The sequence below is a fragment of the Pseudomonas sp. LARHCG127 genome (assembly GCF_052871455.1).
This window is the reverse complement of the sequence record NZ_JBIXJT010000016.1, coordinates 60,026-86,397: the sequence shown is the minus strand read 5'-3', so window position 1 is coordinate 86,397 and position 26,372 is coordinate 60,026. Positions and strand designations below refer to the sequence as shown.

Below are 26,372 nucleotides of genomic sequence, written 5' to 3'. Positions count from 1 at the left end.
TTTATTGTGTGGCGTGTAGAGAGGCAAGCCTATTGCCTTTGCCCCATTATAATTAATCTGCCCCCATTTTCTCTATCACCCAACACATGATCGGCGGCGGGGACGGCGCGCGCGGGGTTGTGTTGGTTCCTATGGTCCAGGTCAGCCAGGCCATGTATTCAACGTGGTTAATCAAAATGGGATTATCCGATACCTAAATGGGCAGGCTGGGGAATCGGCTAATATGAATAATTTTTTAAGACACTGCAGTTGATGAGAACTAACTCAGCAAAAAGGGGGCAGGTTTATTTTATGAAACGCAGAGGGCAGATTTGTTGGTTTTGCTCGGTTTATAAATAGATCTGTCCCCTTTTTTTAACGACGAGAGCCATACCAAGAGTAAAAGCGACCTGGCCTGATACAAGATGAAAGGCGAGGGGCGAACCGACGAAACCTTGCGCCAGAGCGCTCTGGTTGCCCAAGGAAAGTTGGTGATCAAGGCCGTCGATGGGCTGCGCATCGATGTCAAACAAGTGGATCAGCAGAGCGTCAGCCAAACCATCGATGCAATGGTGAAGGCTGAACCGGAACTGGCCTGGATGAAAGAGGCCCAGGCGCGTGGCGACATTGACTGGCGCCAGGTGAAGGAAATCCACGACAGCTTCAAATATGACAACTCCGGTCTGGGAGCCGGGGCCAAGATCGCCATCGCGATTTTGATGTCGTTCATCATGGGGCCGGCAGGTTTCGGACTGTCGGGCACCAACCTTGCGGTCGCCACCAGCCTGAGCACCACGGCGGTTACCAGCACCATTGAGAACAAAGGCAACCTGGGACTTGCGCTGAAGGAAACAGTCAGCGCCGATAGTGCATCCGCATACGCGGACCAAGAATGGTTTAGTAGTACCGACAGCTCCAGCACGACCACTCAAGGCGTCGAGCCGTCGACGGGTTCGGCGGGGTCGGCAGGTTCGGCATCGAGCGCGAGTAATTCCTCCAAGGATATCTTCCGTTGGAACACCGCGACTGACACTGCAATCCGCACAACCGGGCAAGCAGTGATCTCCAGCAGTATCTCCACCGCGATCGGTGGTGGCAGCTTTGGCAGCAATTTCAATGCTGCCCTGCTGGGAGAGGCCGGCAATGTGGCGATGGCGACCGGCTTCAACTGGGTGGGCGATACCATCAAGTTCCCCGATGGCGGCCCACAGAAAATTGTTGCCCACGCGATCATGGGTGGCCTGCTGGCTGAGCTGACGGGCAGCGACTTCAAGACCGGTGCGGTTGCCGCCGGTTTGAATGAAGCGCTGATTCCTGGCATGGCCAAGGTGGCGGGTGAAAACAAAGATCTGCAACTGATGCTGTCGCAACTGACGGGGCTTCTGGCAGCGGCTGCGGTCGATGGCGACCTGAATACAGGTTCGACGATCGCCAAGAAAGCGACGGAATTCAACTATCTGTTCCATGCCGAACTGGTCGAAAGAGAACAGAAGCTCAACACCTGCGCCTCCCCAGCGGATTGCCAATCCGTCAGGGACTATTACAACAACCTTGATACGACTCGGAACAAAGAGTTCGGACAGTACTGCCGGAATAACCCGGCTAGCTGTTTGCAGGTGACGAAGCAGTTGGTGGATGAGATTCCAGCCAATGAGAAGATGCTGCATGACGGCAGGAGCGCCGGGCTCGATCGTTCGGCAGCGCTTTGGGAAATTACTCGAAGTAACGAGCGGGCCATCAATACCGGCATCATCGAGAAGACGCGTACCGATAAAGGCGATGGGGCTGCCTTTCTGACGGAGCTTGCGGCGGATGGATTGAGTCAGGACCGGGGGCTGTTCTCGTCGACGGCTGGGGGTAAGGGTGGTACAACCGGGGTTAAGGTTGGGGTTGTAGGAAACGATAACAAAAATGGGATGCTGGGCGCCCAAGGTGTTCAAACTGCAAGTAAGACAATCTGGAAGGGTGATGGTAAAGAGCGTTTGGATGTAGAGAACCCTAATCCTGGCCAGCGTCCAGGCCAGCTCCACTATCAGGATAATAAAGGGAATAAATATCTTTATGATCCTCAAACCAAGTCATTTCCCGATGCGCCAAAATCAGTAAACCAACTTTTGAAAAGCTCAAGATTTTCGCAAGCTATCGAAAAAGGTATGTCAAAATATTTGGGGGGAGTCATGATTAAGATGAATGGGAAAATGAAAAAGGAACTGGAGGGAGTTGATCGGGTTGAACGCCAACTTCCTTCTTCTTTGGCTGATATTGCTGCAGCGGGCATTATTGAAAATGGTGGGTGCTTTCTTCTCTCTGCTCTAGCTAGTAAAAGCACCAATGCGGCCGAGTCTGATTTTTTGGACCGCACTGGATGGGAGTGTTTTGTAAATTCAATTCATATAGATGACTTTGCGGAATCAGATTATCTCTTTAATGCGATCCTTTTCGTTCGTTCGGTGTTCGGGGAGTGGGCGCGCAGGAGGTATGGCGGGGTTTTTCAATCGATAATCTCAAGTGATGAATTTGGATCGGTTGTAAAATTTCATTTTTTGCGAGATGGCGAGTCTTGGGTTGGAAGTGATCTTGAGAAGTATGAGGAGTCGATTTTGTTGGTTGATTCTGCCCAAGACTACAAGTCTAAGGAGCTGCTTTTTGACTGGTTTGTATGTGGCGAAAAGTAGCGAAAGAAGAAAAAAGGGAGGCAGGTTTATTTTGTGAGGCGCAGAGGGTCGGGCTCATTGCTTTTCTTGGTTTATAAATAGATCTGTCCCCTTTCCTGCGGATTGTTTTGGTTTCCTCCTTCAAGCGATGATTGGCCCAGCAGGTGGGGATGGTGAGGAATCATTTGATATTGAGGTTTGCACTCCGAAGTGGATTGAAAAAAATCTTGGAGTAGATGAGGTTCTTATAGGAGTGCATCACCTTGTCGTTCGTGAGTACAATTATCAAAAAATCGTTCTCGCTATTGAGAAATTTTTGCTGAGTTGTTCAGGTGCAAACTGGAACGAGGTTTCAAAAAAAGTATCAAGATTGGGCTTTTGGGAGTTTGAGGCCTACGAAGATGGAGGGGCATGAGTGAGGCGGGTCATTCTCTTCTAGACTGACGTCCACCTGACAACTCTATAAGAGGACGGATTTGGTTTGTAACAATATAGCGGGGCAGGCTTATTGGTCTTGCTTGGTTCGTAAATAAAACTGTCCTATGTTTCTAGGTGGCGTATGTACGCATTGCCAGATGATTTTGATTTTTTTCTATTGACCGAATGCTACTTGGAAATGGTAAGTTTTGGGGTGGCAATCACCAAGTTGGACTTTGCACGTCCGCAAGCGGCCCCTGGTGTATCTCCTTATAAAGTCTCTTTCTGTATAGAGGGAGGGTTGACGTATAAGGTCGGCGGCACCTTAGGGCGGCGAGAGTTTTCTGACTCGTATACGAGTGCGCCTTTATTGGACTTTTTACTGCAAGACGTCGTGTCGGTTAAAGAGACTGAAGGCGCGGGGTTGGAGATAACATTCCATTCTGGCGACACGATCGCCGTTGAGGCTGATAGCGAAGGTGGGTATGAGGCCTATTCAATTTATTTGGATTCTGGTGATATTGTAGTGGTTTAATTTGCAAATAGATCTCCATCCTTCGTGAAAAAAGGGCGCAGATCTATTTTGTGAGGCGCAGAGGGAGCGGGCTTATTGATTTTGCTCGGTTTATAAATAGATCTATCCCCTTTCCTTTTAGTGTTGGAAATTCCCAAATCGCGGCTCCCACTTTAATGATGAAATCGGGAATCATTATGACTGCTGATATTAAAGTTACGATTGCACCTGACTTGTTAGTAAGTAATGAGGTGTTTAACACTCGCTGTGCGAGGAAGCGGGAAGGCGGGTTGCTCTCGGTGGCAAGCTTTTTGACTGCGGGGGCGTCAAGCGATTCCGTATCCTTAGTATTGAATTATTTATATGGGTTGATTGAAAAAAAGTTTCCTGATTACGATCTGTGGTTTTTTATGGGTAGTTCGGCTTGGCAGCCAGATACTCGGATTGTGCGCCATCGGAAGTTGTGGGGAGCATTGAAGTCTAGGGGGTATGAGGTTGTAGGCGGCAGTCATTCGCAAGAGTACATTGTCGAGGCGGAAGGAAAAATCAAGTTTTTTGGTGCATTGCGCCTGTCGAAACTGTCTATTGAAACCGTCGCCAGTGTACTTGAGGCAGAGCGTTGTTCATATGTGGCTGCGCTCCCTAAGGGTTTTGATGTTCAAATTGCTCTTGATAAGGGGTGGTCGGGGGATGTAGAGGAAGATTTGAGTTTTCATTATTTGCTCTCTGAAAAGCAAGGTTTTCTGTTTAAAAAAGTAGGTGAGTTTGATGACGGTGAGCGGGGATTCATATCTGTTGGTTTGCTGGAGCAAATAAGTGTGTTGTTGCATTAAAACGGTTCCTTGTAATTACTGTGGGTCAGAAAGCGAACGAACTGCTTGGTGAAAGAGGTGTGGTGAAAAGGGGCAGATTTATTTTGTGAGCGCAGAGGGGGTTAGCTTGTTGGTTTTTGCTCTGTTTATAAATAAGCTGTCCGCTTTTCCCATTGTTTTGCTGAGTCGAGATGAAAAAAGCGCCTTGGAGGGCCATTGATGCGACACGACGTTGTTTTACGCTTTGTAGCGATGACTTTATTCTGCTTCACCCTGACCGGATGCATTCATTACGAACATAAAAGCGCAGAAGGAAAACCCTGGGCCGAGGTCGCGACAATTCGGCAGTTCGACAAGCATTTGTCGATAGACAAGATCGATGACGATACGTCGCTATATTGGCTAGCCCGCCAAACCGAGTATCGACTCGGCGCAGGAAAGCATAAACTTTCCGTTAAGTACGCTATTGGAACTGGATACTCACGTCCAATTGAAATGACCGTGGATTTGGTCGGTGGCCGTACCTATGGGCTTTATGGCATTTCGTCGATGAAATGGTGGTATTACGAAGTTCGTGATGTCGAGACAGGTCTTTCGGCGAAAGTTATAGAGCCGGCCGTCACAACGACGCCTTCTGGATCAGCCGGGCAGGCGGTCCAATAGTTTTATCGTGGAAAGGGCGTTTGCTCTCTGTCGGTTGGCGATGAATAGCGAGGGTTGCTTCGCAGCCCAGCGGGAGCAAGCTCCCTCGCCACAGAAGCCGGATTGTTGATCGCTCGCCCATGGCGCAGTTTTATTTTGCTATCCCCTTCTTTTGTGGTTACAGCGGACACCACGGGTCTCCCCCATTCGCGCTTTCCAGGATCTTCGGAAAATTTCGTCCAAATCCCCAGCCTGAGGCCACGGCAGTCATGGTGGTTTTGCAAGCGGGGTTCTTTTCCGAGACGATCACGTTCATATAGAACTGGCTGCCGTAGATCGTTGGTGCCCATAGCACCATGTCGCTTCTGTCGGCATTGCTGTCGACTTTCAATTGGATGGTATTGACGAGTCTCCCACCCGTCGTGAGCTCGGTCACTTGTGGGTGAAAGCAGTGGTTCAGGTAGCCTTGCACCCGCTCTTCGACCACCGCCCGCTCTTGCGTCAGGCAGTACTCGGGGCTGGTTACGCCAGTGTTCAGCAGTTCGTCCTTGGTATACGGATGCAGTGAGCAGCCGCTCAATAGCAGAAAAACGATCCCTGTAAATTTCTTGTACAAAACTCATGCTCCATCTGAAAAGGGGATATTTTCCATCTATTTAAAGAGGTGGATGGCCGTGTGGCTGGATAAGTGACTGGCCCAAGGGCCGTCAGCTTGTCTATCGTGAAGGTGTTCATCAACACTTTGATGAGTACACCGATGGTGGCGTTCAACGCGACGACGCAGAGGGCAAATATCACCTCAGTGATCTCCCATCAGTGGCCATGGAGCGACTTCCAGGACTTGAACTCTGACGGCCGTAATCCATAGCGTGCGAGCACCCCTTCGTGCAGTCGACGGAGTTCTTCGACGATCAGTGCTTGCACTTCCGGCTGCTCCCTTTCTGAAACATATTCCGCTACCGAGTGTTGAATACAGAACAACGGGTCAAGCTCTGGGTGAGTGACGATTTCCCGAATGGTCTTCTTGATGAGGTCTCGCCATGCCAGGCGTGAAGGGTCCGGTTCCGCAAGGTCTTGCTTGATTGCCAGATATTCCTGTGTTGAGCGTTCGTGGGCCCAGATATACAGGTCGCGAAGCAGCTCTACACGGGTCATTTCGTACGCACCCAATGTGGCTCGGCTGTAGGCCTGCTCCGGTACATACAGAAAGGTCAGCGGACAAAGGTTGGCTCGGAGCAAGGGGAGATTCGCTGCCAGTCGAGAGGAGCGTTTATTGATGTCGGCAAAAGGCTGAAAATAGGGCAGGGTGTGGGGCTCAGCCGGGTGTCCTATTGCGAAATAACGCCGTGCCCTGCCTTCTCCCTGTGCAGTGATTTGGCTGCTTTCGGCCAGGTTTGCAAGGATGCGCTGCGCCGTTCGCCGGAAAATTTAGGGTGCCAGGCCAAGAGCTCTGAGAGGCTCGCCCACTCCTGGATGCCAGGATACTGTTATATGTCGGTGGTCGAAGGCATGAGTGTGTTGGCGCTGTTTGAGAAGATTTTGGCGCGATTGTGGCGCAGTTCTTGACGAACTGCGCCACAGCTCATCGGAGTAGATAGATGTAGTCGCTCCCGACGGTGGGGGCTACGTTATGGCCATAGGCGCCCGTCATCACTTACTCCGCCGCCTGCGCCCGCAATCGTCTGCCAATCACATCCATCACATCACACCCGTCGCGCAACGCGATCGTCAGCATTTTGCAAAAATCGGAAAGCACCAGCGTGTCGGAACTGACCTCTGAGCGGAACGCGATGTTTTCCAGCAGTTGGGTCACGGTGCGGATGCGGTAGTCGGCGGTTTCGAAGAGGACATCAAGCGGGGCTTCGGTGTCGATCAGCAGGGTAGCGGGGGTGCAGTCGATGCCGGTGATGGGCATGTATCGATTCATTGGTAGGACCTCATTCAGTTGAAAGGAGCTACCTCGTTGCCGGGTCGCCAAACCCGAGTCGCCATTGGGGCGACGAGGAACTATAGGCCGCTCCGCTCAAGCACCACAAGACGCCGCTTTCCGAGCTTCATGTAGGAGCTTTGGCCTTCCAGCAGCGGTATTTCCCTACATCGCTTTGCCGCTATCAACAAGGTCGAAACCAGCCATCCATTAGGCACATTGGCATGGCTAGAGAGGTGACCGTGGCGAGGGAGCTTGCTCCCGTTCGGTTGCGTAGCGATCGCAAAATCTTGGAGCCGCTTCTCCCGAAGCGTCGGACCGGCCCAGCGGGAGCAAGCTCCCTCGCCACGGTTTGTGTGTTTGCCCGCGTGTCCATTTAACTGACAGGCATTAGCCTGAGTCTGCGTCAATCCAGTGCGTTGAAGGAGCGGTTCATCGCGACAATATCGGCATGGCTAGGGTTGGGCCCGAGCCGCTCAAAGTGTTTAGGAAACTCTTCTCGCTTCGCAGCGGCTTGCCCTTTGGACGCGGCCAATAGTGCGTCGCGCAGAGTCTCGGCGTCGTAGTCACAGCAATAGCCTGGCGTACACGGTTGTTGTCTCCAGGACTCTTCCAGGGAACCTCCGTCGACCGGATCAAAGCCCGCTTGGTTGACCAGGGACATCACCGTTTCCTTAGCCTTGGGATCGTCGCCGGCCACTGCTGCTGCCAAGCGACCTGGCGTGCCTTGGGCACTGCCCAACTCCGCCAAGGTATAGGCCAGAATATTGTTGAAGGCCTTGATGACAGGTCGCCCAACCTGCTTCGAAACCCAAACGCTTTCCGTCATCCCTTGATCAATTTCAGCAATGTTGGGGTCACGTAGGCCAGGGTAGTAGTTACTCGTGTCCACCACCGGGACGCTGTCGGGTACAGCGGCAAACAGATCAGCAGGCAGCGCGCTCAACGCCGGTAGCGGTATGGATAGCACGATAACATCCGCGCCATCGACTGCGCCGCGAATGTCCACCGGTTTGGCTCCAATCTCTTCGGCGAATGCGCGAACGCCGTTGATGCCACGAGAGTTCGCAACACGTATATCGTGACCGGCAGCCTTGAATTTGCGAGCAAGGGTGCCTCCGATGTTACCGGTTCCGATGATGCCGATTTTCATGGCTAAGCCTCCTGAGTCATTTGTCTTGCACCGATTCTAGGAGGCTGGTGTGATAATGGTAAGTACCTACCAAAAGGTGTGTAACTCACCATCGAGGAAGAAATGGAACGGGAATGGGATTGCGGCGATCCGCAAAATCGTCGGAAATGGGCCGAGGCAACAACCGAAACGCTTCGCGTACTGGAAGGGAAGTGGAAGATCATTATCTTGTGCCAGCTTTTCGCGGCGAAGGGCGCGCTGCGTTTCTCGGATCTGGAGAAATTGATAGAAGGGATCAACCAAAAGATGCTGATCCAACAGCTAAAACAGTTGGAAAAGGACGGCATTGTGCAGCGGACGGTGTACCCACAAGTGCCACCTAAAGTGGAGTACAAGCTCACGCCCATGGGACATGCACTGGGGCCGTCGATCCAGGCGTTGATCGAGTGGGCAGAGATGAGGCGCGATCACACCTGACATGACCGTCGAAGCGCAATGGCCCGACGCCTGCTGAGCCGTCTGTTTATGTTTCGTCGCATTAGGGGGAACCAATTCTCCAAGCACAAAAAAGGCACTTGCGATAATCACTAAATGCCTTTTTGTAAACGCTATGCGCAGTGAGGAATTTTCTCTACTTCTTTATAAATTTGCTCCCCTTTTGCAATTTCGGCTGTACGTAAATCATACGCAGTCTGCAAATTCAGCCAAAACTGCGCCGACGTGTCCAATGCAGCTGCCAGGCGCAAAGCCACATCCGCACTGACGCTACGGCGCATCAATACGATGTCATTTACGGTGGGGGCAGACACGTGCAAAGCCCTTGCAAGCGCAGCAGCCGTCAGGCCAAGCGGTTCCAGGTACTCTTCCTTGAGAATTTCTCCAGGGTGTACGGGCCTCATGCCATTCTTAAACATGACTCACCTCAGTGATAATCTACGATTTCTACGTTTTCGGGGCCGTTGGCGCCCCAGACAAAACAGATGCGGTACTGAGCGTTGATCCGGATACTGTGTTGGCCTTCCCTGTCGCCGTACAACTGCTCCAGCCTGTTTCCAGGCGGTGAGCGTAGATCGTTGAGATCGACTGCCGCATCGAGCATGCCGAGCTTACGCTCCACCACTGAAAGGATGGCTGACCAGTGTCGGGTTCTACCTGTTTCAAAAAGGGTTTGGGTATCGGCGCATCTGAAGCTTCTGATCATCTCTTAATGCTTAACGTTATTCGTTAAGGCGAGTCTACATCGTTTGCTGAGATACTCAACCGCTTGCTGGAGCCTTATGTCGGAGAGACGGTTTCAGCACTCCCTCAATTTCGCCCAAAACTCCTCCGCCGATGGGCTAATGGCACCCGTTGGGCGAGTGAGATGAATGTCCAACGGGATATCCCAGCTTTCATCGAGCGCCCGCACAAGACGTCCGTCGGCGACTTCCTGTTCGGTCAGGCTTCTTGGCAGCCAGGCCACCCCTTTGTTTTCCAGCGCCATGGACATGAGCACCGCTGCGAGGTGGCTGCTGAACAGCGGCTTGAGGTGCAGGAACTCTTCCTTGCCCTGAAGTCGATGAGCGACGATGCGTCCCAGACCGGACTCCTGGGTATACGCCAAGTAGGGCAGCGATGCGGGGGCATTGCCAAAGTTCGCAGAAGCGCTCGCCAGCGGAACGAGCACATCCCCGCCCACTTTTTTACCGATGAACTGATCAGGGGCCAACAGCGGTGGAACATCCGGATGACGATGGCAAAGCAGGAACTGCACGTGGCCTTGAATCAGCATTTGCTCACAGGCCGCCATGCTATCGGAATGCAGTCGTACCGCCTCGATGGGGGCGCCGTTTTCCGTGCTCCGCAGCCATCTTGGGAAAAACGTGAACGACAGCGAATGGGTGGCCGCGAATTGCAGCGTCTTGATCGCCATGCCCGCCACTTCCTGGGCTTCGCTGCGCATTCGGTACAAGCGCCTGGCCGTCTCTTGGGCGCTTGGCAAAATCTGCTTCCCCGCCTCGGTCAGCGTGGCGCCTTGTGGCGTGCGAACGAACAGTTCGACACCCATCCAATTTTCCAATGCGCGGACTCTGCGACTGAAGGCCGGTTGGGTCACGTGGCGTGCTTCAGCGGCACGTACAAAGCTGCCGTACTCAGCCAGCGCCGAAAAATCTTCTAGCCAAACGAGTTCCAAGGGCAATGCCTCCTGTGCATGGGGCGCGGCATTATTAGCATTGGGCGGGTGTCATCGCAAAGCATAACGTGGGGCCATCAACAACAAGAGGACCTCGTCATGCGTATCGTCGACATCCGTGAAAAAACCGTTTCCATTGCCTCGCCAATTGCCAACGCCTACATCGATTTTTCCAAAATGACTTGCTCGGTCGTCGCTGTCGTCACGGATGTGATTCGCGAGGGTAAACCGGTCATCGGCTACGGTTTCAACTCCAACGGTCGTTATGGCCAAGGCGCTTTGATGCGTGACCGCTTCCTGGCGCGCATCACCGAAGCCGACCCTGAGTCGCTGATCGATAAAGAGCACAATAACCTCGATCCGTTCGCCATCTGGAAAACCCTGATGACCAACGAAAAACCCGGTGGCCATGGTGAACGTTCGGTGGCCGTGGGCACCATCGACATGGCTGTCTGGGACGCCGTCGCCAAGATCGAAGGCAAGCCGTTGTATCGCCTCCTGGCTGACCGTTACCGCAGCGGCGTGGCCGACGACAAGGTCTGGGTCTACGCCGCTGGTGGTTATTACTACCCAGGCAAGGACGACGCCAAGCTTCAGGACGAAATGCGCAGCTATCTGGATCGCGGTTACGACGTGGTCAAGATGAAGATCGGCGCGGCGCCTCTGGCTGACGATATTCGTCGCATCGAATCGGTACTCAAGGTGGTCGGTGACGGGCGTCGCCTGGCAGTGGATGCCAACGGTCGCTTTGACCAAGACACGGCCATTGCTTATGCAGAGGCTTTGAAACCCTACAACCTGTTCTGGTACGAAGAAGCCGGCGATCCTCTCGACTACGCCTTGCAGGCTGAGTTGGCCAAGCACTACGACCTGCCGATGGCTACCGGTGAAAACCTGTTTTCCCATCAAGACGCCCGCAACCTGCTGCGCCATGGCGGCATGCGTTCCGATCGTGACTACGTCCAGTTCGACTGCGCGCTGTCCTACGGTCTGGTCGAGTACATGCGCACCCTGGAAGTGATGGAAGACATGGGCTGGTCTTCGCGTCGTGTCGTTCCCCACGGGGGCCATCAGATGTCCCTGAATATCGCCGCGGGCCTGCACCTGGGTGGTAACGAATCCTACCCGGATGTGTTCCAGCCGTTTGGCGGTTTTGCTGACGGGATTCGCGTCGAAAACAGCTATGTGGCGCTGCCGGATATTCCAGGCGTCGGCTTCGAAGCCAAGTCCGCCTTGTACGCCGTCATGCGCGAACTGGGCGAGGGCTGATAGCCCGAACGGCGGCCTCTTCGCCTGAGGCCGCCGTTATCAGGCGTCACCCACTGACGCCGCACCACACGCCCATCACAACAATAAAATGAGGTGCTCCCGTGGAAATCTCCAAGTCCCGCTGGTATAGCCAGCTGTATGTGCAGGTCCTGATCGGCATCGTGGTCGGCGCCGCAATTGGTCACTTCGAACCGCAGTTCGGCGCCAAGCTTCAACCCTTTGCCGATGGTTTTATCAGGCTGATCAAAATGCTGTTGGCCCCGATTATTTTTGGCACCGTGGTGGTCGGTATTGCCAAGATGGGCAACATCAAAGAGGTTGGAAGAATTGGCGTAAAATCGCTGATCTATTTCGAGATTCTTTCAACCATCGCGCTGGTGATCGGCCTCGTCGTGGTCAACATCGCCAAGCCCGGCGTGGGGATGAACATCCATGTCGAGACACTCGATGGCAGTGCTATCGCCAAGTACAGCCAGGCCGCTTCTGCCCAGGGCGGCACCGTTGATTTCTTCATGAACATCATCCCGCCAACTTTTGTCGGTGCGTTTTCCAATGGCGTCATGCTGCAAGTCATTCTGCTTTCTGTCTTGATGGGGGTGGCCCTGGTTCAGATGGGTGAGACCAGCAAACCGCTGATCAATACCATCGATCTGTTTCTGCAAGGGCTGTTCAAGATTGTGGCCATGGTCATGCGGTTGGCTCCGATTGGCGCTGGCGCGGGCATGGCGTTCACGATCGGCAAGTATGGCATCGGTACACTACTGTCCCTCGGCCAACTGCTGGTAGCGCTCTACGTCACTACCCTGGTGTTCATTGTGGTTGTGCTGGGCACCGTTGCTCGATGGTCGGGCATGCCCTTGTTGCAGTTTCTTCGTTACTTCAAGGACGAGATTCTGATTACCCTCGGGACTTGCTCGACCGAGGCTGTGCTGCCGCGGATGATGGTCAAGCTGGAAAAGCTGGGCTGCAAAAAGTCAGTGGTGGGAATGGTGCTGCCGACGGGCTATACCTTCAATGCCGATGGCACCTGCATCTATCTGACCATGGCTGCGATCTTCATCGCCCAGGCCACCAACACACCGCTGACGTTTATGGACCAGATGATTCTGTTGGGCGTCTTCCTGCTGACTTCGAAAGGTTCGGCGGGTGTGGCGGGGGCCGGGTTCGTCACCCTTGCGGCAACGCTGACCACCATCCACTCCATTCCGCTGGTCGGCCTGGTCCTGCTCCTGGGTATTGACCGTTTCCTGAACGAAGCGCGGGCGGTGACCAACCTGATCGGCAATGGCATCGGCACCCTCGCCATTGCCAAGTGGGACAATTCTTTCGATGTGGATGCTTGTGAGCGGGAAATCGCGGCCATGAAAAATGAAAAGGCGGCGCGTAGGGCGTTGGCTGCGCAGAAATGATTGGCATCGCTTGCCCGGTCGTGCTGAAGCTTTGATTGCCTGGATTTCAGGCACAAAAAAGACATCCTTGGACTAATGCCAGTCAGTCAAGCGAAATAAAGCCGGGCTGTAACCCCGTGGTATTCCATTTAACCGACTGGCATTACTTAAGACCGAAATCAGGTAACTGTCAGATCGAGTCTGAGCTCTATAGATGACGTTGTTCGTTGCCGCATTATTTCCCATCCTGCTGCATCAGGGCTTTGCGTAACTTCCCGGGTGACATGCCAAACATGCTCTGAAAGTGCCGAATAAAATGTGGCGCATCGGCGAAGCCGCATTCAAAGGCGATCTCGCTAATCTGGCGGTCGGAACTCACGAGTAGCCATCTACCGAACCGGAGTCGGACCTGTCGGTAGAACTGGGCCGGGCTGTTGTTGGTTTCAGCGACAAACAGGCGTTCCAATTGCCGTTTGCTGGTGCCGACCAGATGCGCAATGGCCTCGATATCCAGGGGTTGGGCCATGTGTTTCTCCATCAACATCACGGCTTCGTGCAGCCGACGATTGGATGAACTGGCGTACCCGAGGGCCTTGCGTCGGGCGACGAAACTGCTGGACGTGTTCTTTGCCACCGTCATCTGATGCACAACCTTGCCCGCACGATCCGGTCCGCAATGCAGGCCAATCAGATGAAGCGCCAATTCGATGACTGATACACCGCCCGCGCAGGTGATCCGGTCCCGGTCGATCAGAAAATCTCTGTTGATGACAAAGCGCAACGAGGGAAACAGTCGCTTCCAGTCGTCGCCATGATAGGCGTGGACACACGCCGTTCGCCCCTCCATCAGCCCATGTCCCGCGAGCACGAAACTGCCGGTGCACAGGCCGATCAACGGCACCTGTGCCGCTGCGGCCTGGTGGAGGAACGCGGGATAGGTTTTCGGCACTGCCTCGATGGAGTCGAGCAATCCACCAATCACCACGATGTAGTCGAAACGCTTCGGATCAGCGAGTTCACTGTCGATCGGTACGTCCAGTCCGCTACTGGAAATGACTCTTTGCCCGGGAGTGCCCAGTACTTTCCATTGGCAGCGTATGGGGCGGCTTTGATCTCCTGTATCGGCGGCATGCCGCAACGCATCGGTCAGCCCTGACAGTGACAGCAAGGGGAAGCGTGGCCACAACATGATGCCAATAGACAGCTCGGCGGTGCCGCGGCGCATGGGTGGATGACGCGCCTGTCCATGATCGAGCTCGTCCACGAGGCTTTCCGGGGGTGCCACGGGCTCTGTGCCGCCAGAATGTCGCAAATGTTCAATCATTCGTGCAAAGCGTCCAACCAGTTATACCGCCGGGCCCACTACGATGGACCGATGCGAAACGTTCTGCTGCCACAATAAAAATTATCGAGGAGCATCCGATGAAGACGTCCAAAGTCCAGCGTTTTTCCGGTATCTGTGCCGGTTTTCTGGTGTCCGTGCTGGCCACGGCACCGGTGTTCGCATTGGAGACAGTAGAGCCGGGAAGCCTGACCATCGCCTTCAGTGGTGATATGCCAGGAACAGGGTATCAAGATAGTCGGATGGTCGGCTATGACGGTGAAATTCTTCAACAAATTTCCGAAAAGCTGGGCCTTAAGGTCAAACCGGCATTGATGGAATGGTCAGGGACGATTGCCTCGGTGCAGTCCAAGCGAGTGGATGTCATGGCCGGCACCATGGGCTGGACCGAGCAACGCTCGAAAATCATGGCCTTGAGCGATCCTATTCACTACTTCAAGAACGGTATCACCCAGACAGACAAGACCAACTGGAACAGCCTCAAGGATTTGCAAGGCAAGAAAGTCGGCACCATCACCGGTTTTTCGTTCATCCCCGAGATGCGCAAGATCGATGGCCTGCAAGTCGCCCTGTACGACACGTCTGATGCGGCCGTTCGCGATCTGCTCGCCGGACGGATCGATGCGGTGATCGGCGATCCACCGGTCATGCAATACGCCATTTCCCGCAATGAGCAATGGCACCTGCGTTTCAACGCCTTTGTCGACAACGATCCGAATTTCCCATTGCTGACTGGCTTGGGCCAGGTGGTGTTCGGCTTCAACAAGGCCAGTCCGGAACTGGTGACGGCGGTTAATGCGCAGATTCAGACGCTCTGGAAAAACTGTGAGATGCGCAAGGTCGGCGCTCGCTACGGCCTGACCCAGGATGTCTGGTTCATGCCCGAAGGCAAGGACCTGCGCCTGGGCGTCGATCGCCCAGCGGACTGGACGCTACCTGGCTGCAAATAAGTGTGTGAGGCGGTGGGCCGGACTCATCGCCATGCCTATAACAAAAAGAGGTTAGCCAAGATGTCGAGCCCGTCTGACACCGCGTTGCTGCGCGTGCACGAATTACACAAGAACTATGGCGATCTGGAAGTGCTCAAGGGCATCAGCCTGGAGTTGAAGCCCGGTGAGACCCTGTCATTGATTGGCCCAAGCGGTTCTGGAAAGTCCACCTGCCTGCGTTGCATCAATTACCTGGAAAAACCCACCAGCGGCGAGATCTGGCTGGGGGGTGAGCTGATCGGGCAGGTCAAGGACGGCAAGCGTTTGCGCCTGATGAGTGATCGGGAGATGGCGCCGCAGCGCCGCGAGATCGCCATGGTGTTCCAGTTGTTCTATCTCTGGCCGCACTTGACCGTGCGCGATAACGTCGCGCTCGGTCCCATCAAGGCCCAAGGCATGCCGCGCAAGCAGGCGTACGAATTGGCCGACGCGATGTTGGAAAAAGTCCATCTGCGGCACAAGGCCGAGTCTTATCCCGAGCAGTTGTCGGGTGGTCAGCAACAGCGGGTCGCCATCGCCCGGGCTTTGGCCCAGCAACCGAAAGTGATTCTGTTCGACGAACCGACCTCGGCGTTGGATCCCGAGTTGGTCGGCGAAGTGTTGGCCGTGATTCGCGAGCTGGCGGAAGAGGGCCGCAGCATGATCATGGTTACCCACGAAGTGAGGTTTGCTCGCGATGTGGCGGATCGGGTGATCTTCATGGACGGCGGGCGCATTGTCGAACAGGGGCCGTCGGCGCAAGTGATCGACAACCCTCGTCACGAACGCACCCGCAGTTTTCTGGGGCGCATGGCTGTGGAGAGCGCCTGATGGTGAATCTGCAAGCTTTCCTCGGACTGTTGCCCTTGCTGTTGAAAGGCGCAATGAACGCGTTGGAAATCGCCCTCTGCACCTTGGCGCTGGCCAGTGCGGGCGGTTTGATACTGGCGGTTTTACTGACGTTCAGCCGATCGCGACTGGTGCACGGCGCCATTGCCTGTTTCATCGAATGGATGCGTAACGTGCCTGCGCTGGCACACCTGTTCCTGATCTACTTCGGGCTGTCCTATCTGGGAATCAACTTGCCCGCGTGGTTGGCGGCCATCGTCGGTTTGAGCCTGGTGGGCAGCGCAGTGCTGGCCGATACTTTCCGAGCCGGCTTGCAATCGCTGCACGTCGGCCAGCATGAAGCCGGACAGGCTGTCGGCTTGCACCGTCTGCAAATTTTGCGCTACATCCTCTTGCCCCAGGCCCTGCGCGTTGCGTTGCCGGCTTACGCCAACTATGTCACGCAACTGATCAAGGACACGTCCATCGCCTCGGCCATTGCCGTGCCGGAAATCATGTTCCTTGCCCGCAATCTTGTGACCTCCACGTTCCAGACCTCGCTGATTTATCTGGCGGTGATGTGCATCTATGCGGCGATGATCCTGCCAATTGGCGTGGGATTCATCCGACTTGAACGTCATCTGAGGGCGGCGCGATGATCAGTTTTTTCCAACAATACCCGGAATACTGGAGCGATTGGTTCGCGCGCCTGCTACTCGGCGCGCGAGTCAGCGCCGAGCTGTCCCTGACAGGCTTCGCCCTGGCGGCGGTGTTGGGCGCGTTACTGGCCTGGGCGATGAAGAGCCCCAGCGTATTGCTCAAGCGTTTGGCGGTGTTCTTCATCCAGGGGATGCGTGCGGTGCCGCTGCTGGCGTTGCTGCTGGCGCTGTACTTCACCTTGCCCAGCCTCGGGCTGACGCTGTCTGGTTACTGGGCCGGCGCTATCGGTTTGGGTTTGCAGGGCTCGGCCTACGTCGCGGAAATCCTGCGCGGTGGACTGGACTCCTTGCATCGCGGCCAACGTGAGTCGGCCATCGCTACCGGCCTGACGCCATTGCAAGCCTTCACCTCGGTGATCTTTCCGCAAGCCATTCGCGGCATGTTGCCGCCATTGCTCAATGCCTATGTGTCGATTCTGAAGGACAGCTCCCTGTGCGCCTTGATCGCCACCGATGAGTTGATGCTGGCGGCCCGGGCCATCGCGTCCGAATCCTTTTTGCCGATGCATATTTTCCTGCTGGTGGGGTTGTTCTATTTCGTCATCGCTTTCCCTCTTTCTCTGTTATCGCGGGTACTGGAAGTACGATTTTCTCGCGGACGCAAAACCATTCGAGGCTGAACACATGAACATCAAGGATCGAACCGCTTCCCACAGCATCGGCCAGTTGCGGCAAGCGCTGGCCTCCGGAGCGCTCACGAGCGAGTCCCTGGTTGGCGCGCAACTGGAGCGGATCGAGCGCTTCAACGGTCAACTCAATGCTTATGTCGAAGCCTATCCCCAGCGCGCGCTCGGTGCCGCCATCGCGGCCGATCGGCAACGGGCTGCCGGTGTCAACCTGGGGCCATTGCATGGCATTCCGGTGGCGATCAAGGATTTGTTCGAAATCGACGGCAAGGCCATCACCGGTGGCTCGCTGGCACAGCAGCCGCGTATCTCGCGGCTCACCGCCACGGCAGTCCAGCGACTGGAGCGCGCCGGGGCGATCATCATGGGCAAGACCCACACCGTAGAGTTTGCTTTCGGGGGGTGGGGCACCAATGCCGTGATGGGCACGCCGTGGAATCCATGGGACTGCGACGTGCATCGTGCTCCAGGCGGGTCCAGCAGTGGTTCCGCGGTGGCCGTGGCCGGCGGATTGGCAAGCGCGGCATTGGGCACCGACACCGGCGGCTCGGTGCGGATTCCGGCGGGTATGTGTGGTTTGGTTGGGTTGAAAACCACGCGTGGGTTGGTGAGCCGTCACGGTTTGATTGAGTTGTGTCCATCGCTGGATTCGGTGGGACCGATTACGCACACCGTCGAAGACGCCGCGTGGATGCTTGACGCGCTGCTGGGGCCGGACCCGCTGGATTCGGTCTCGGCCAAGTCGCCAGTCTTCAGTGCCGCGGCAGGCTTGAACCTTCCGGTGCCCGGTCTGCGCGTCTGGGTGCTGCCACAGACCGAACGCGTACACATCTCGCCTGGCGTATTGGCAGCGTATGACCAGGGGCTTGAGCAATTGGCCGCACTGGGCATGCATCTGGTCGAACAACCGCTACCGACTTCCCTGGAGCAGTGCATGCGCGTTGCCGGTGGCCTCATGAGTGCCGAAGGCTACGCCAGCCTTGGTAGTTTGTTCGAACGCGATGATCTGCGCTTCGATCCTCATGTGCAGCGTCGGGTGCTGAGCGGACGCGCCATCGACGCGGCGGCTTATATCGATTTGCACAACCAGCGACGTGTTGCCCGCCAAGCCATGGACGAAGCCATGTCCAACGTCGATGCCTGTGCGTTTCCGACCAACGCCATTGGCAGCGTGCCGCTGAATCAGGTCGATGAGTACGGCACGCCGCTGGCCTTGCTCGGCCGTTTCGCCAACCTGCTCAATCTCTGTTCAGTGGCGCTGCCGGTGGGCTTTGACGAGCAACGTATGCCGGTCTCGATGCAGATCGTCGGGCGTGCTTTCGCCGAACCCTTGGTCCTGCGGATCGCCCATGCCTACCAGCAAGTCAGTGATTGGCACCAGCGGCGGCCTGTGGGTTGGGACCTGTCGGACAGGGTGGTGGCGTGATGGAAATCTGTGTCGTCGGAGCTGGTATCGTGGGCTTGAGCAGTGCCTGGTTTCTACACAAGGCCGGTCGTAATGTCACCGTTGCAAGCGCTGGCCGATCCCGCTCTGCTAGCGCAGCGCCTTAACTTTCTCAATTCACGGAGTAAACCCGATGGCAACGATTCAACGTTTTCAGAGCAACGCGCGGATGTCCGGTGTGGTCAGTCACGGCGATCTGCTTTACCTCTCCGGCCAGGTGCCCACGGATCTACACCTTGGCATCGAAGAGCAGACGCGGCAGGTGCTGGCCAAGATCGACGCCTTGTTGTCACTGGCGGGCAGCGACAAGGGCCAGCTTTTGAGCGCACAGATCTGGCTCAAGGACATTGATCGTGATTTCGCGCCGATGAATGCGGTGTGGGACGCCTGGCTGCCAGCGGATAGTGCTCCGGCACGGGCCACTGTTCAGGCGCGCCTGGCGCGGCCTGAGGTGCTGGTGGAGATTATGGTTATAGCGGTGAAACCTGCTTTTGGTGTTTGAGACGGTTGGGGCGACGCTTTTTTGGGTTGCGGTGGGTTGCGTAAGGTGCGCTGGTCTGGTGGTGGGATGGGTAAGCGTGGTGGTACGCGGGTTATCTACTACAACGCGCTTTCTGAAGGCCACATCTGGTTGCTGATCGCCTACGCCAAGGCGAAGTTCGACAACCTGCCGACCGCCTTCTTGAATCAATTGAAAGAGGAGATCAGTAATGGATCATGAAATGGAGAACTTTCAGAAAGACTTGTTGGCTTCGGTACGCCAAATGAAAGCTGGCAAGGCGGCACGCAAAACCGAGGTGACGCTTTCGGCTGCGGCTGAGGCCAGGGCTAAAGTCGGTGTATCCCAAAGTGCATTTGCAGAGCTGCTGGGAGTCAGCCTGCGTACGTTGCAGGATTGGGAGCAGGGTCGTCGGCGACCTGCCGGTGCGGCACAGACCCTTCTGCGGGTCGCGAGCCAGCACCCTGAGGCGTTGCGGGACCTTCAAGCCGTCTAAGGCTTAATTACGTTGCCAATTGGAGCCGTTACCGATCAGCGTATCGGAACGAACTTCCCGCTTCTCTCTTTCTGGATTGCCGTCACCAAAAAATTGCCGGTGGCGCTGAAGCCCCTGATTTCACTGGATTCCGGGCATAAAAAAAGACGTCCATGGACGTCTTTTTTGTAGAGTTGGTGGGCCGGGGTAATCTGAATCAGTTATACAAGTTATTGATTTAAAACATTAATTTATTATTTTGTTTTTGTCTGGAATACCAATTGGAATGCCGTGCGAAATGGCACTCCCTTGACCAACCGTTTGCATTCGATCTGACCATCGATTGCATCGGAGTTGACCGTCGAGCTTAGTAACCATGATTGGCAGAGAACTGCCTCAAGCGGACGTTGATCCCCCTACCTGAAACGAGCACATGGTCATCCCCGTTCACGATTGATGCTCGATCCTGTGGACCCGCATGTTCGTCCTCAGAAGTGGCACTCATTTTAACCGGCTGACGCCTCGTCGCTTGCGGTGACAAGTCGGCGCCTCCGTCAATATTGCAAAGTGACCTAGGTTCTGGTTTCATGTGCTTCGTCTTGACTACTGCTCGCGGGTGGCCATGCTGTGAGTTGTCAGACGCCCTTTTTTGACTAGATCCGCGTTCACGTAAAGCCGCACATCTAATGGCCCTATAAGTGCAGCTATTTCACGTCGACGCTTAGGGATAGTCATGTCTGCGAAATACCCTTGCCTTCGGGCCGCCATTTCTGAATTGATCGCCAAAATTCCAGGCGACAATATCGATTTCCGTCAGAACGTCTGTAACCAGCTCATTCATGCTGCTCTCGGTACCGTTAGTCCGGAAATTGCCGGCAGAGACCGCTTACCGATCACTCGGACCGCTAGCAAGTACGATGCTGAACTCATTCAATACGATCTGATTCATACCATGCATCGCGCCATGAAAATGCTCGGTATCGAGCAATGGGCAGCCATGCGTATCGCATTGGACGTCATTGATGCCCTTCGAGCAGCACGAGTTGGGGTGAATCAAGTGCAGCTCCTGCTCGACCCGAGTTACAAAAAAGCTGCTCGGAAGAAAGCGTTCTCTGCGCTCCTTGAGAAGCTCGAAGGTAATGAGACAAATGGCTCTCTGCTGCCGACCACGGCGACGCTGGCCATTGTGAAGGGACTGGTGCCAATGCCTGATACATCGTGGGAAGGCCGGTTCGACCTTGCGGCCAACTTCCCACGACGAGGCCGGAGTCAGCTTGTTGAGCTCGTAAACAGTAGTGAATGCTATCTCTGGCAGTTCCCTCCGGCTTCTAACGAGTCCACTTCCTGGGCAGTACATGATCGCTATCTCTCCGAGAGCCGGATCCATTCGGCAGAAATGGGCATGGGCTTCTCTATCATCCAGGCCCCTTGGAGAAGATCAGATTGGCCTTCTAAAACCGACTTCTACAACCAGTACTCATTGTACTCACCCATGTGGAATTGCCAGCGTACTGTCTCAACCCTAGAGGCGTTGAGTTGGAGGCTGGGCAACCTTCATCACTCGACGATTCGCGATGGCCGCTATGGGGCAGCCGAGTTTTCTGAGCTGCTCCCAGATGGCCTGGCCTCACTACCCCGGATACACGGTTGTCACGAATGCCGGACGCTGTACGTTGATAAATCGGCCGAGTGTGCGGGTGTGCCTAACAATTGCAGATGCGGTAAGCGTGTCACAACGATGCCAGCTATTAACCAGACCGCACCTACGAACTGAGTTTTTCATTCGGTGATAGGGCTGCGTCCATGCAAAGGCACGCTAAGGGTTCAGGAAGTCGCTTATCCCGGGTCCAATGCCCTATCGCCATAATCAAGCGAGAGGAAGTTATGATCGAGGAGATCATTATGGAACACGATCCAAAGAAATTGGCTGCACTGACCGCCGCCGCTGTGGCCGCAGAACTCGCGTACGACCAGGGGTTCGTAGACGGGATCTCGGTCGGACAGGCTGTTGGCTTCGTTGCCGGCGTCACGAGTCTGAAAGCTGCGCTTTCAGACGGACTGAGGCACGGCTCTCCTGAGTGTGGGAAAGCGCTTGAAAGTTTGAAACGCCTTGGTATTGGAGATAAATGAGTTTGGGGTCGGCCAAAGGATCTGGCCGACCACTTTAACGGTCTCTGTCGAAAAATCAGTGGGACCTCATCGCGCGGCCATTGAGAGTGACCGTTTATGGCCGATTGCAACCGCAATCGGCCATACTTGTAGCTGCAAGCTCAAGCACGCCCCGCAAAGCCTGCTGGCGCTGCTTTTTTCTCTTTGGACTGCTCAATTTTTCGGATGCTTTGGAACGCCAGCAGGTCCACGTCAAAGATGCTAATCACCGCCTGGTTGTTGCCATGTACGTGGGCAATCTGTCTCTCATGGTGCGCCTTGAAAGGTGCTTGAGCATTTGACCCTCCGAACTGTCCTGTATTTGCCAGCATGATGGGTTGGTACATATGGAACTGCAGAGCCGTGGCCATAGTGTCAAAGGTACCGATGTCCCTGTTCAGCGCTGCGATGACGAAACCATCCGTGATATCGCGCATGTCTGACGCGAGCTTCAAATCGGTAGCGTCGTAGCAAATGGCACCAGTCAGCTTAGCAGTAACACCGTGCTGATCTTTGAACTCAACAATCACCTGATAAGGTCGGTGTCCCACCACTCCAGCCTTCAACTCCCAAGGTATTCCGTACTGTTTACCTTGATAGGCTCGGATGATCTGTCTGCCGGCAGCACTTTCCTGCCGCAGAAGCCACACAGCCCGATTGATGGGCTTCTTAAGATATGGATGCTCAACGAAGGTCTGGCCCGCAAAAATAACGGCTCCAGTACTGTCCGACAGTCTATGCAAAAGCCACATATCGTCGGGATGGATGGCGAGTTCCGGAAATACGATAAGGTCTAGCTGGGCCTTTCGCTGGGCTGCGGATTTCCGATTAGCAAACCGGGCAGCAGCAAGCTGCTGTCCTAGCAAGCGACACATTGCTGCAAGATGCGCCCTGTGCCTGGATCGGTAGGGCTCTGTCCACTGCAGTGGATCAGCCTCAGAGAAATCCGAGTCCCGAGGCATTAAGGACTGGACCAGAGCGACCTTAAAAGCACTCAGGTTTGTCTCTTTTGAGCACTCGATCGGCAGGAGGTATGCCGGAAGATTAGACTGCCTGCCGTAGATGCGGCCTTGCTCAGCCAACCTGGCCTTGACTAGCTTGAGCAAGTCCGAAGGGCAACTAACTTCAGCAAACCCTTCAACGACGTTCCTACTGATCTCCAACCCTGGCCACTGCAACAAACGCATGACCAACTCGTTGAGCCATGGCGAAATGGGGGTAGGTTCTTCGCCCAACCCACGACTGAGAGGCATCAAACCCAGGCGCCGTTTGTACCAACTACTCTGGATACCGCGATAACGATCAAACTGCTCCTCACGAAGAGGGAAAAAGCGAGTGGTGAAGTCGCTTTCCCCTATGATGGCAGAACGTAACAGACGCCCGAGGCGATAGGCCCATGCCAGCTCTTCTGAGCACCATGACGGCTTCTCGTTCCAGGGATGCACGATCTTGTTTGGAGCTTTTATCGTCAAGGTCAGGGGGGTAGTAGGATCTTGTATCTTGCTCCAATCGACACAGTCCACTGACAGCCAATCCAAGCCCGCCCCATCGTTATCGAGAAAGCCAGAGGGCGCCACTTTCAAAAGCTCTGCCGCCAACTTTAGCAACGCGTTTTCCTGTACAAAAGGATTCTCAGGATGAGCCACTATTGCCAGCAAGGAGCGTTTGCCCCCAGGCCAATTTTTAATCCGTAAAGAGGTATCTTGAGCTTGGTGCGGTGAGAGGTACCGTTCTACGTGTTTGATCCAACCAACTTTGCCTCTGCCCACCCACGAGGTGTGCAGCTCCCCGAGAACCCTTGGCTCGATCATGGCAATGTCATCTATTAGCTTGCTGGATTCTTTGACAGTTAGCCTTTGGAGCCAATTGCCCAGCCAAATAACAAACTTGTCGCGCTGCCCAGTAATTCTCATCACGAGCAGCCCTGCTGTCAGCCCGGTAGATATCTCTACGTTGGCGGGGAGCGAGAGGCGCAAGGCCTCGTGCAAAGCACGATATGAAACGAGTTCGGTAGACTGGGGCAATGCTGTTGGGTACTGCATGACCGACAGGAACAGTGCCGCCTGTTGATGCAGATACCAAGGAAGGTTTTCGTTTGCGACGATTTCTAAAGCGGTCTGCAGCAGCTCCTTGCGATAACCGGGAATGTCCGCCGACGCGGGATAGCTTTCTGGGCGATGCAGTCCCGTCTCCACTGCGCCGGCTCTGAACAGATCAGAGAGCACGAACAATGAAACATCCCGCTCGGCCGGATTCGCGTCAGGGCTTAATTTTAGCTGCAACGCCTGCAAGACAGGCCGCAGCAACTCGGTAGACGGGAAGATGTCTAGCCCGCAGCGCAGTACGCTAGCTAACGCCGGATTGCGTGACCAGCAAGCAACTAGCTTTCTGGCAATGGTCTCCATCTCATGATCGAGCGCTTGGCGCTCACTCACTTCGATACTCGCCAAAGCATCTTCGGCAGGTAACTCGGGGTCAGCCATACTACGACGCATCCGTAACACTTGGCGCAATCGGTTGGCTGCAAACCGCTTGACGGTGTCGTCACGCACGTCTGCTCGAGGAAGGGAGATACGAGCCAATGCCAACGGATTCTCATCGACGTCGCCAGCATCCTCTAGTGCGTCCGCCAGCCAGAGTAAATGATCCAAACTTCCGGTGGCTTGCAGCAATGTGGCAGGGTCTGGCGCCGTACTGATTTGCCCGTTAACGCCACGCATGAAGCGAGACGTACTGCCCTGTACGGCAAAGTCCTCCCAAGCAACGGCCTCAGACTTTTCCTTCTTCGTTTCCAAGCCGTTATGAGCGTCCTTAAAGCACCAGTTGATTAGGTTATTAGCCCAATCGCTCATAGCATTTGCAAGGGTCTCAAGTGCCATGCTTTGTGCTGCATCGGTTGGAATCGCCACTACCAGACGCATGTCATCCACGTAGCGGCAGTAATCGATCAGCCTGGCCGATACCGTAGCGTCATTCAGTTTGACAGGGATGACGAATCCTTGCCGTAAACCATCAAGTACCATCTGATCAAAGTCATGCATGTAAGCGTTGGCGAAAAAACCACTCGCCACCAGCCCTTGAGGCAGGCCCAATTTGAGGTCGCTGCGGCAGGTAGAGTCGGTGCTACTCCACTGCCAGTGAATGATTTTTTCCACCGCTTGCCAAAATGATTCTGCTTCTGATGCCGTGTAAGGTATGGAAAATTTGGTTGCATAACTTTGGTACAGGTCTCGCAGGCGGCTGACGACTGCAGGCTGATTCACGCAATCATAGAACTTGGCTAAGTCGAGCTTTACTACGAAAAGACGCTCGTCATGCAAAGTTGGAAGCGCTTCACGGCAGACCTCTGCCGGACGTTCCAGGAAACGCTCATAATCAACAAAAAACTGCGAGTAGGTAGTGGCATTGCCCCAGCGAAAACGCGCCTGCTGCCGCCCGTCCGAGTCTTTGCGCCAATCACAGAAAAGCCGGTTCCCGTAGCTACAAACTTGCTGTCTGGCTTGTGTCTTGCTGACATAGCTTGCAGAGTCTGTATTGCCCTGCAACGTTTCCACCGCATCAGCGAGGCACAGCATGACGGCTGACGCCATGACCTGCTCGCGAATACTGACATGGGCCAACGGGCGAAGATCCGGCTCGGTCTGCTGCGACCCATCAGGCTTGTTTATGGGTTTGAATTTCCAGTCACCACCATCATCCTTTGATGGAAAGTACCACTTGCCATTCTTCGGGGCTGGGACCAAACGCAGTGGGCTGGCGGAGCTATGATCGCCGATGGAGATCTGGTGTTGCCACACTTGGAGGGTCCGAGGAAGCAATAGTGAGACTTCTTCTAACTCCAGGATGTCGGCATACCAATTATGCCGCCGAATATAGGCATCGGCTTTTTTCCAAGCCTGAGCCAGAACAGCCTCATCAGCAAGCAGGGAGAGCGAAGGCCCCAGACGCTCGTAACGACTAGCAACGACACTCACGCGGCAGGCTCCATAACAAGATTGGTGATTAATTTATCGCTGAATTGGCCGAACTGGATCAATCGAGTGTTGAACCGTAGGGGGCGGCGGTTGCCAATTTTCTTGACTGTCTGGACCTTACACCGCACACCAATGTGGTTCTTGGCGACGGTCTCCTCTCTCGGCTCCCACTCCTGAACGGGGCAACCAGATGTCTGGAACAGATGAGTGACAAAAGTCCTGTAGGCATCTAGGCCGGGAAAAAACCTCCTGTTCATCACAAGCTCCTTATGTATCCCGGCATCTTATCGTATGCCATCCCGAGATTGGGGTAACGCAATTGTCCGATTGCAAATAGTCGCTGCCCAGACGAATAACAAAGCATTATGAGTTTTCCTCTCGATAGCTCGCTGAGCAGCGCTGCTCTCCGTTGAAAGTGGCGCTGCACGTCCATAGCATCTCA

The 26,372-nt window shown here is 54.9% G+C and carries 27 protein-coding genes and 1 pseudogene; 19 read left to right on the top strand and 9 right to left on the bottom strand.

Going from position 1 to position 26,372, the window contains the following annotated elements; genetic code table 11:
- The first annotated feature begins 470 nt into the window (after positions 1 to 470).
- The 5 genes from ACIPQ1_RS24005 (at position 471) to ACIPQ1_RS23985 (ending at position 5,039) form a co-directional block, all read left to right on the top strand.
- Positions 471 to 2,654 carry a DUF637 domain-containing protein gene (locus ACIPQ1_RS24005; protein WP_446534892.1) on the top strand — a complete coding sequence of 728 codons (2,184 nt, stop codon included), beginning with the start codon at positions 471 to 473 and terminating at the stop codon, positions 2,652 to 2,654.
- A gap of 73 nt (positions 2,655 to 2,727) precedes the next feature.
- Complete coding sequence (locus ACIPQ1_RS24000) at positions 2,728 to 3,048, top strand: immunity 8 family protein (RefSeq protein ID WP_353050742.1); 321 nt, start codon at positions 2,728 to 2,730, stop codon at positions 3,046 to 3,048.
- A 144-nt stretch (positions 3,049 to 3,192) separates the two neighbouring features.
- Positions 3,193 to 3,585 carry a hypothetical protein gene (locus tag ACIPQ1_RS23995; RefSeq protein ID WP_250965873.1) on the top strand — a complete coding sequence of 131 codons (393 nt, stop codon included), beginning with the start codon at positions 3,193 to 3,195 and terminating at the stop codon, positions 3,583 to 3,585.
- Positions 3,586 to 3,761: 176 nt separating this feature from the next.
- Positions 3,762 to 4,397 (top strand): hypothetical protein, encoded by a 636-nt coding sequence (locus tag ACIPQ1_RS23990; protein ID WP_446534891.1) that lies wholly within the window; start codon positions 3,762 to 3,764, stop codon positions 4,395 to 4,397.
- Positions 4,398 to 4,595: 198 nt separating this feature from the next.
- Positions 4,596 to 5,039 (top strand): hypothetical protein, encoded by a 444-nt coding sequence (locus ACIPQ1_RS23985; protein WP_250965875.1) that lies wholly within the window; start codon positions 4,596 to 4,598, stop codon positions 5,037 to 5,039.
- Between the two features lie 157 nt (positions 5,040 to 5,196).
- Here ACIPQ1_RS23985 and ACIPQ1_RS23980 read toward each other — a convergent pair whose 3' ends face one another.
- The 4 genes from ACIPQ1_RS23980 to ACIPQ1_RS23965 all read right to left on the bottom strand — a co-directional run bounded on the left by ACIPQ1_RS23980 (position 5,197) and on the right by ACIPQ1_RS23965 (position 8,098).
- A complete protein-coding gene (locus ACIPQ1_RS23980; RefSeq protein ID WP_250965876.1) occupies positions 5,197 to 5,634 on the bottom strand; it encodes a hypothetical protein in 438 nt (145 codons plus the stop codon).
- 197 nt (positions 5,635 to 5,831) lie between these two features.
- A complete protein-coding gene (locus tag ACIPQ1_RS23975) occupies positions 5,832 to 6,173 on the bottom strand; it encodes a hypothetical protein (protein WP_446534890.1) in 342 nt (113 codons plus the stop codon).
- Between the two features lie 499 nt (positions 6,174 to 6,672).
- Entirely contained in the window at positions 6,673 to 6,945 is a 273-nt protein-coding gene (locus ACIPQ1_RS23970) for a hypothetical protein (protein ID WP_207963380.1), read from the bottom strand.
- A 406-nt stretch (positions 6,946 to 7,351) separates the two neighbouring features.
- A complete protein-coding gene (locus ACIPQ1_RS23965) occupies positions 7,352 to 8,098 on the bottom strand; it encodes an NADPH-dependent F420 reductase (protein WP_446534889.1) in 747 nt (248 codons plus the stop codon).
- 102 nt (positions 8,099 to 8,200) lie between these two features.
- Between ACIPQ1_RS23965 and ACIPQ1_RS23960 the strand changes: the two genes are divergently transcribed.
- Positions 8,201 to 8,554 (top strand): winged helix-turn-helix transcriptional regulator, encoded by a 354-nt coding sequence (locus tag ACIPQ1_RS23960; protein WP_202894655.1) that lies wholly within the window; start codon positions 8,201 to 8,203, stop codon positions 8,552 to 8,554.
- A 131-nt stretch (positions 8,555 to 8,685) separates the two neighbouring features.
- Here ACIPQ1_RS23960 and ACIPQ1_RS23955 read toward each other — a convergent pair whose 3' ends face one another.
- From ACIPQ1_RS23955 to ACIPQ1_RS23945, 3 genes are all read right to left on the bottom strand, one after another.
- Complete coding sequence (locus tag ACIPQ1_RS23955; protein WP_250965879.1) at positions 8,686 to 8,991, bottom strand: HigA family addiction module antitoxin; 306 nt, start codon at positions 8,989 to 8,991, stop codon at positions 8,686 to 8,688.
- A gap of 8 nt (positions 8,992 to 8,999) precedes the next feature.
- Positions 9,000 to 9,278 (bottom strand): type II toxin-antitoxin system RelE/ParE family toxin, encoded by a 279-nt coding sequence (locus ACIPQ1_RS23950; protein WP_446534888.1) that lies wholly within the window; start codon positions 9,276 to 9,278, stop codon positions 9,000 to 9,002.
- 93 nt (positions 9,279 to 9,371) lie between these two features.
- The gene (locus tag ACIPQ1_RS23945) at positions 9,372 to 10,250 is read right to left on the bottom strand and encodes a LysR family transcriptional regulator (protein WP_250965880.1); all 879 of its coding nucleotides are present in this window, start codon (positions 10,248 to 10,250) and stop codon (positions 9,372 to 9,374) included.
- A gap of 99 nt (positions 10,251 to 10,349) precedes the next feature.
- Here ACIPQ1_RS23945 and ACIPQ1_RS23940 point away from each other — a divergent pair, with 99 nt between their 5' ends.
- Positions 10,350 to 11,519: a mandelate racemase/muconate lactonizing enzyme family protein gene (locus tag ACIPQ1_RS23940; RefSeq protein ID WP_250965881.1), complete on the top strand. Its 1,170-nt coding sequence runs from the start codon at positions 10,350 to 10,352 to the stop codon at positions 11,517 to 11,519.
- A 101-nt stretch (positions 11,520 to 11,620) separates the two neighbouring features.
- A complete protein-coding gene (gene dctA / locus ACIPQ1_RS23935; protein ID WP_207963369.1) occupies positions 11,621 to 12,928 on the top strand; it encodes a C4-dicarboxylate transporter DctA in 1,308 nt (435 codons plus the stop codon).
- A 214-nt stretch (positions 12,929 to 13,142) separates the two neighbouring features.
- Here dctA and ACIPQ1_RS23930 read toward each other — a convergent pair whose 3' ends face one another.
- On the bottom strand, positions 13,143 to 14,171 hold the full coding sequence (locus ACIPQ1_RS23930; protein WP_446534887.1) for a GlxA family transcriptional regulator: 1,029 nt from the start codon (positions 14,169 to 14,171) through the stop codon (positions 13,143 to 13,145).
- Between the two features lie 158 nt (positions 14,172 to 14,329).
- Between ACIPQ1_RS23930 and ACIPQ1_RS23925 the strand changes: the two genes are divergently transcribed.
- The 11 genes and pseudogenes from ACIPQ1_RS23925 (at position 14,330) to ACIPQ1_RS23875 (ending at position 21,938) form a co-directional block, all read left to right on the top strand.
- Positions 14,330 to 15,199, top strand: coding sequence for a substrate-binding periplasmic protein (locus tag ACIPQ1_RS23925; RefSeq protein ID WP_411386457.1), 870 nt, complete (start codon positions 14,330 to 14,332; stop codon positions 15,197 to 15,199).
- Positions 15,200 to 15,259: 60 nt separating this feature from the next.
- Positions 15,260 to 16,048, top strand: coding sequence for an amino acid ABC transporter ATP-binding protein (locus ACIPQ1_RS23920; protein WP_446534886.1), 789 nt, complete (start codon positions 15,260 to 15,262; stop codon positions 16,046 to 16,048).
- Positions 16,048 to 16,704, top strand: coding sequence for an amino acid ABC transporter permease (locus ACIPQ1_RS23915; protein ID WP_446534885.1), 657 nt, complete (start codon positions 16,048 to 16,050; stop codon positions 16,702 to 16,704). Before ACIPQ1_RS23920 ends, ACIPQ1_RS23915 begins: the two co-directional genes overlap by 1 nt.
- Complete coding sequence (locus ACIPQ1_RS23910) at positions 16,701 to 17,384, top strand: amino acid ABC transporter permease (RefSeq protein ID WP_186705964.1); 684 nt, start codon at positions 16,701 to 16,703, stop codon at positions 17,382 to 17,384. The genes ACIPQ1_RS23915 and ACIPQ1_RS23910 overlap by 4 nt, the downstream gene beginning before the upstream one ends.
- Before the next feature lie 4 nt (positions 17,385 to 17,388).
- Complete coding sequence (locus ACIPQ1_RS23905; RefSeq protein WP_446534884.1) at positions 17,389 to 18,816, top strand: amidase; 1,428 nt, start codon at positions 17,389 to 17,391, stop codon at positions 18,814 to 18,816.
- On the top strand, positions 18,816 to 18,941 hold the full coding sequence (locus ACIPQ1_RS23900) for an FAD-dependent oxidoreductase (protein ID WP_446534883.1): 126 nt from the start codon (positions 18,816 to 18,818) through the stop codon (positions 18,939 to 18,941). The genes ACIPQ1_RS23905 and ACIPQ1_RS23900 overlap by 1 nt, the downstream gene beginning before the upstream one ends.
- Positions 18,942 to 18,967: 26 nt before the next feature.
- Positions 18,968 to 19,336 (top strand): RidA family protein, encoded by a 369-nt coding sequence (locus tag ACIPQ1_RS23895; protein ID WP_446534882.1) that lies wholly within the window; start codon positions 18,968 to 18,970, stop codon positions 19,334 to 19,336.
- Positions 19,337 to 19,345: 9 nt separating this feature from the next.
- A pseudogene (locus tag ACIPQ1_RS23890) lies at positions 19,346 to 19,555 on the top strand (transcriptional regulator); the annotation flags it as partial.
- Complete coding sequence (locus ACIPQ1_RS23885; RefSeq protein ID WP_207963357.1) at positions 19,545 to 19,829, top strand: helix-turn-helix domain-containing protein; 285 nt, start codon at positions 19,545 to 19,547, stop codon at positions 19,827 to 19,829. The pseudogene ACIPQ1_RS23890 and the gene ACIPQ1_RS23885, both read left to right, overlap by 11 nt.
- A 712-nt stretch (positions 19,830 to 20,541) precedes the next feature.
- Positions 20,542 to 21,582 (top strand): hypothetical protein, encoded by a 1,041-nt coding sequence (locus ACIPQ1_RS23880; RefSeq protein ID WP_446534881.1) that lies wholly within the window; start codon positions 20,542 to 20,544, stop codon positions 21,580 to 21,582.
- A 128-nt stretch (positions 21,583 to 21,710) separates the two neighbouring features.
- Positions 21,711 to 21,938 carry a hypothetical protein gene (locus ACIPQ1_RS23875; RefSeq protein ID WP_446534905.1) on the top strand — a complete coding sequence of 76 codons (228 nt, stop codon included), beginning with the start codon at positions 21,711 to 21,713 and terminating at the stop codon, positions 21,936 to 21,938.
- 140 nt (positions 21,939 to 22,078) lie between these two features.
- On the opposite strand, the gene ACIPQ1_RS23870 is transcribed toward ACIPQ1_RS23875, so the two are convergent.
- Positions 22,079 to 25,930, bottom strand: coding sequence for an RNA-directed DNA polymerase (locus ACIPQ1_RS23870; RefSeq protein ID WP_446534880.1), 3,852 nt, complete (start codon positions 25,928 to 25,930; stop codon positions 22,079 to 22,081).
- Between the last annotated feature and the right edge of the window lie 442 nt (positions 25,931 to 26,372).

Coding starts and splice junctions, on each gene's coding strand:
- ACIPQ1_RS23995 (WP_250965873.1), top strand. CDS start 3,193: ATGTACGCATTGCCAGATGATTTTGATTTTTTTCTATTGACCGAATGC.
- ACIPQ1_RS23990 (WP_446534891.1), top strand. CDS start 3,762: ATGACTGCTGATATTAAAGTTACGATTGCACCTGACTTGTTAGTAAGT.
- ACIPQ1_RS23985 (WP_250965875.1), top strand. CDS start 4,596: ATGCGACACGACGTTGTTTTACGCTTTGTAGCGATGACTTTATTCTGC.
- ACIPQ1_RS23975 (WP_446534890.1), bottom strand. CDS start 6,173: ATGACCCGTGTAGAGCTGCTTCGCGACCTGTATATCTGGGCCCACGAA.
- ACIPQ1_RS23970 (WP_207963380.1), bottom strand. CDS start 6,945: ATGAATCGATACATGCCCATCACCGGCATCGACTGCACCCCCGCTACC.
- ACIPQ1_RS23965 (WP_446534889.1), bottom strand. CDS start 8,098: ATGAAAATCGGCATCATCGGAACCGGTAACATCGGAGGCACCCTTGCT.
- ACIPQ1_RS23960 (WP_202894655.1), top strand. CDS start 8,201: ATGGAACGGGAATGGGATTGCGGCGATCCGCAAAATCGTCGGAAATGG.
- ACIPQ1_RS23955 (WP_250965879.1), bottom strand. CDS start 8,991: ATGTTTAAGAATGGCATGAGGCCCGTACACCCTGGAGAAATTCTCAAG.
- ACIPQ1_RS23950 (WP_446534888.1), bottom strand. CDS start 9,278: ATGATCAGAAGCTTCAGATGCGCCGATACCCAAACCCTTTTTGAAACA.
- ACIPQ1_RS23940 (WP_250965881.1), top strand. CDS start 10,350: ATGCGTATCGTCGACATCCGTGAAAAAACCGTTTCCATTGCCTCGCCA.
- ACIPQ1_RS23925 (WP_411386457.1), top strand. CDS start 14,330: ATGAAGACGTCCAAAGTCCAGCGTTTTTCCGGTATCTGTGCCGGTTTT.
- ACIPQ1_RS23920 (WP_446534886.1), top strand. CDS start 15,260: ATGTCGAGCCCGTCTGACACCGCGTTGCTGCGCGTGCACGAATTACAC.
- ACIPQ1_RS23915 (WP_446534885.1), top strand. CDS start 16,048: ATGGTGAATCTGCAAGCTTTCCTCGGACTGTTGCCCTTGCTGTTGAAA.
- ACIPQ1_RS23910 (WP_186705964.1), top strand. CDS start 16,701: ATGATCAGTTTTTTCCAACAATACCCGGAATACTGGAGCGATTGGTTC.
- ACIPQ1_RS23905 (WP_446534884.1), top strand. CDS start 17,389: ATGAACATCAAGGATCGAACCGCTTCCCACAGCATCGGCCAGTTGCGG.
- ACIPQ1_RS23900 (WP_446534883.1), top strand. CDS start 18,816: ATGGAAATCTGTGTCGTCGGAGCTGGTATCGTGGGCTTGAGCAGTGCC.
- ACIPQ1_RS23895 (WP_446534882.1), top strand. CDS start 18,968: ATGGCAACGATTCAACGTTTTCAGAGCAACGCGCGGATGTCCGGTGTG.
- ACIPQ1_RS23885 (WP_207963357.1), top strand. CDS start 19,545: ATGGATCATGAAATGGAGAACTTTCAGAAAGACTTGTTGGCTTCGGTA.
- ACIPQ1_RS23880 (WP_446534881.1), top strand. CDS start 20,542: ATGTCTGCGAAATACCCTTGCCTTCGGGCCGCCATTTCTGAATTGATC.
- ACIPQ1_RS23875 (WP_446534905.1), top strand. CDS start 21,711: ATGGAACACGATCCAAAGAAATTGGCTGCACTGACCGCCGCCGCTGTG.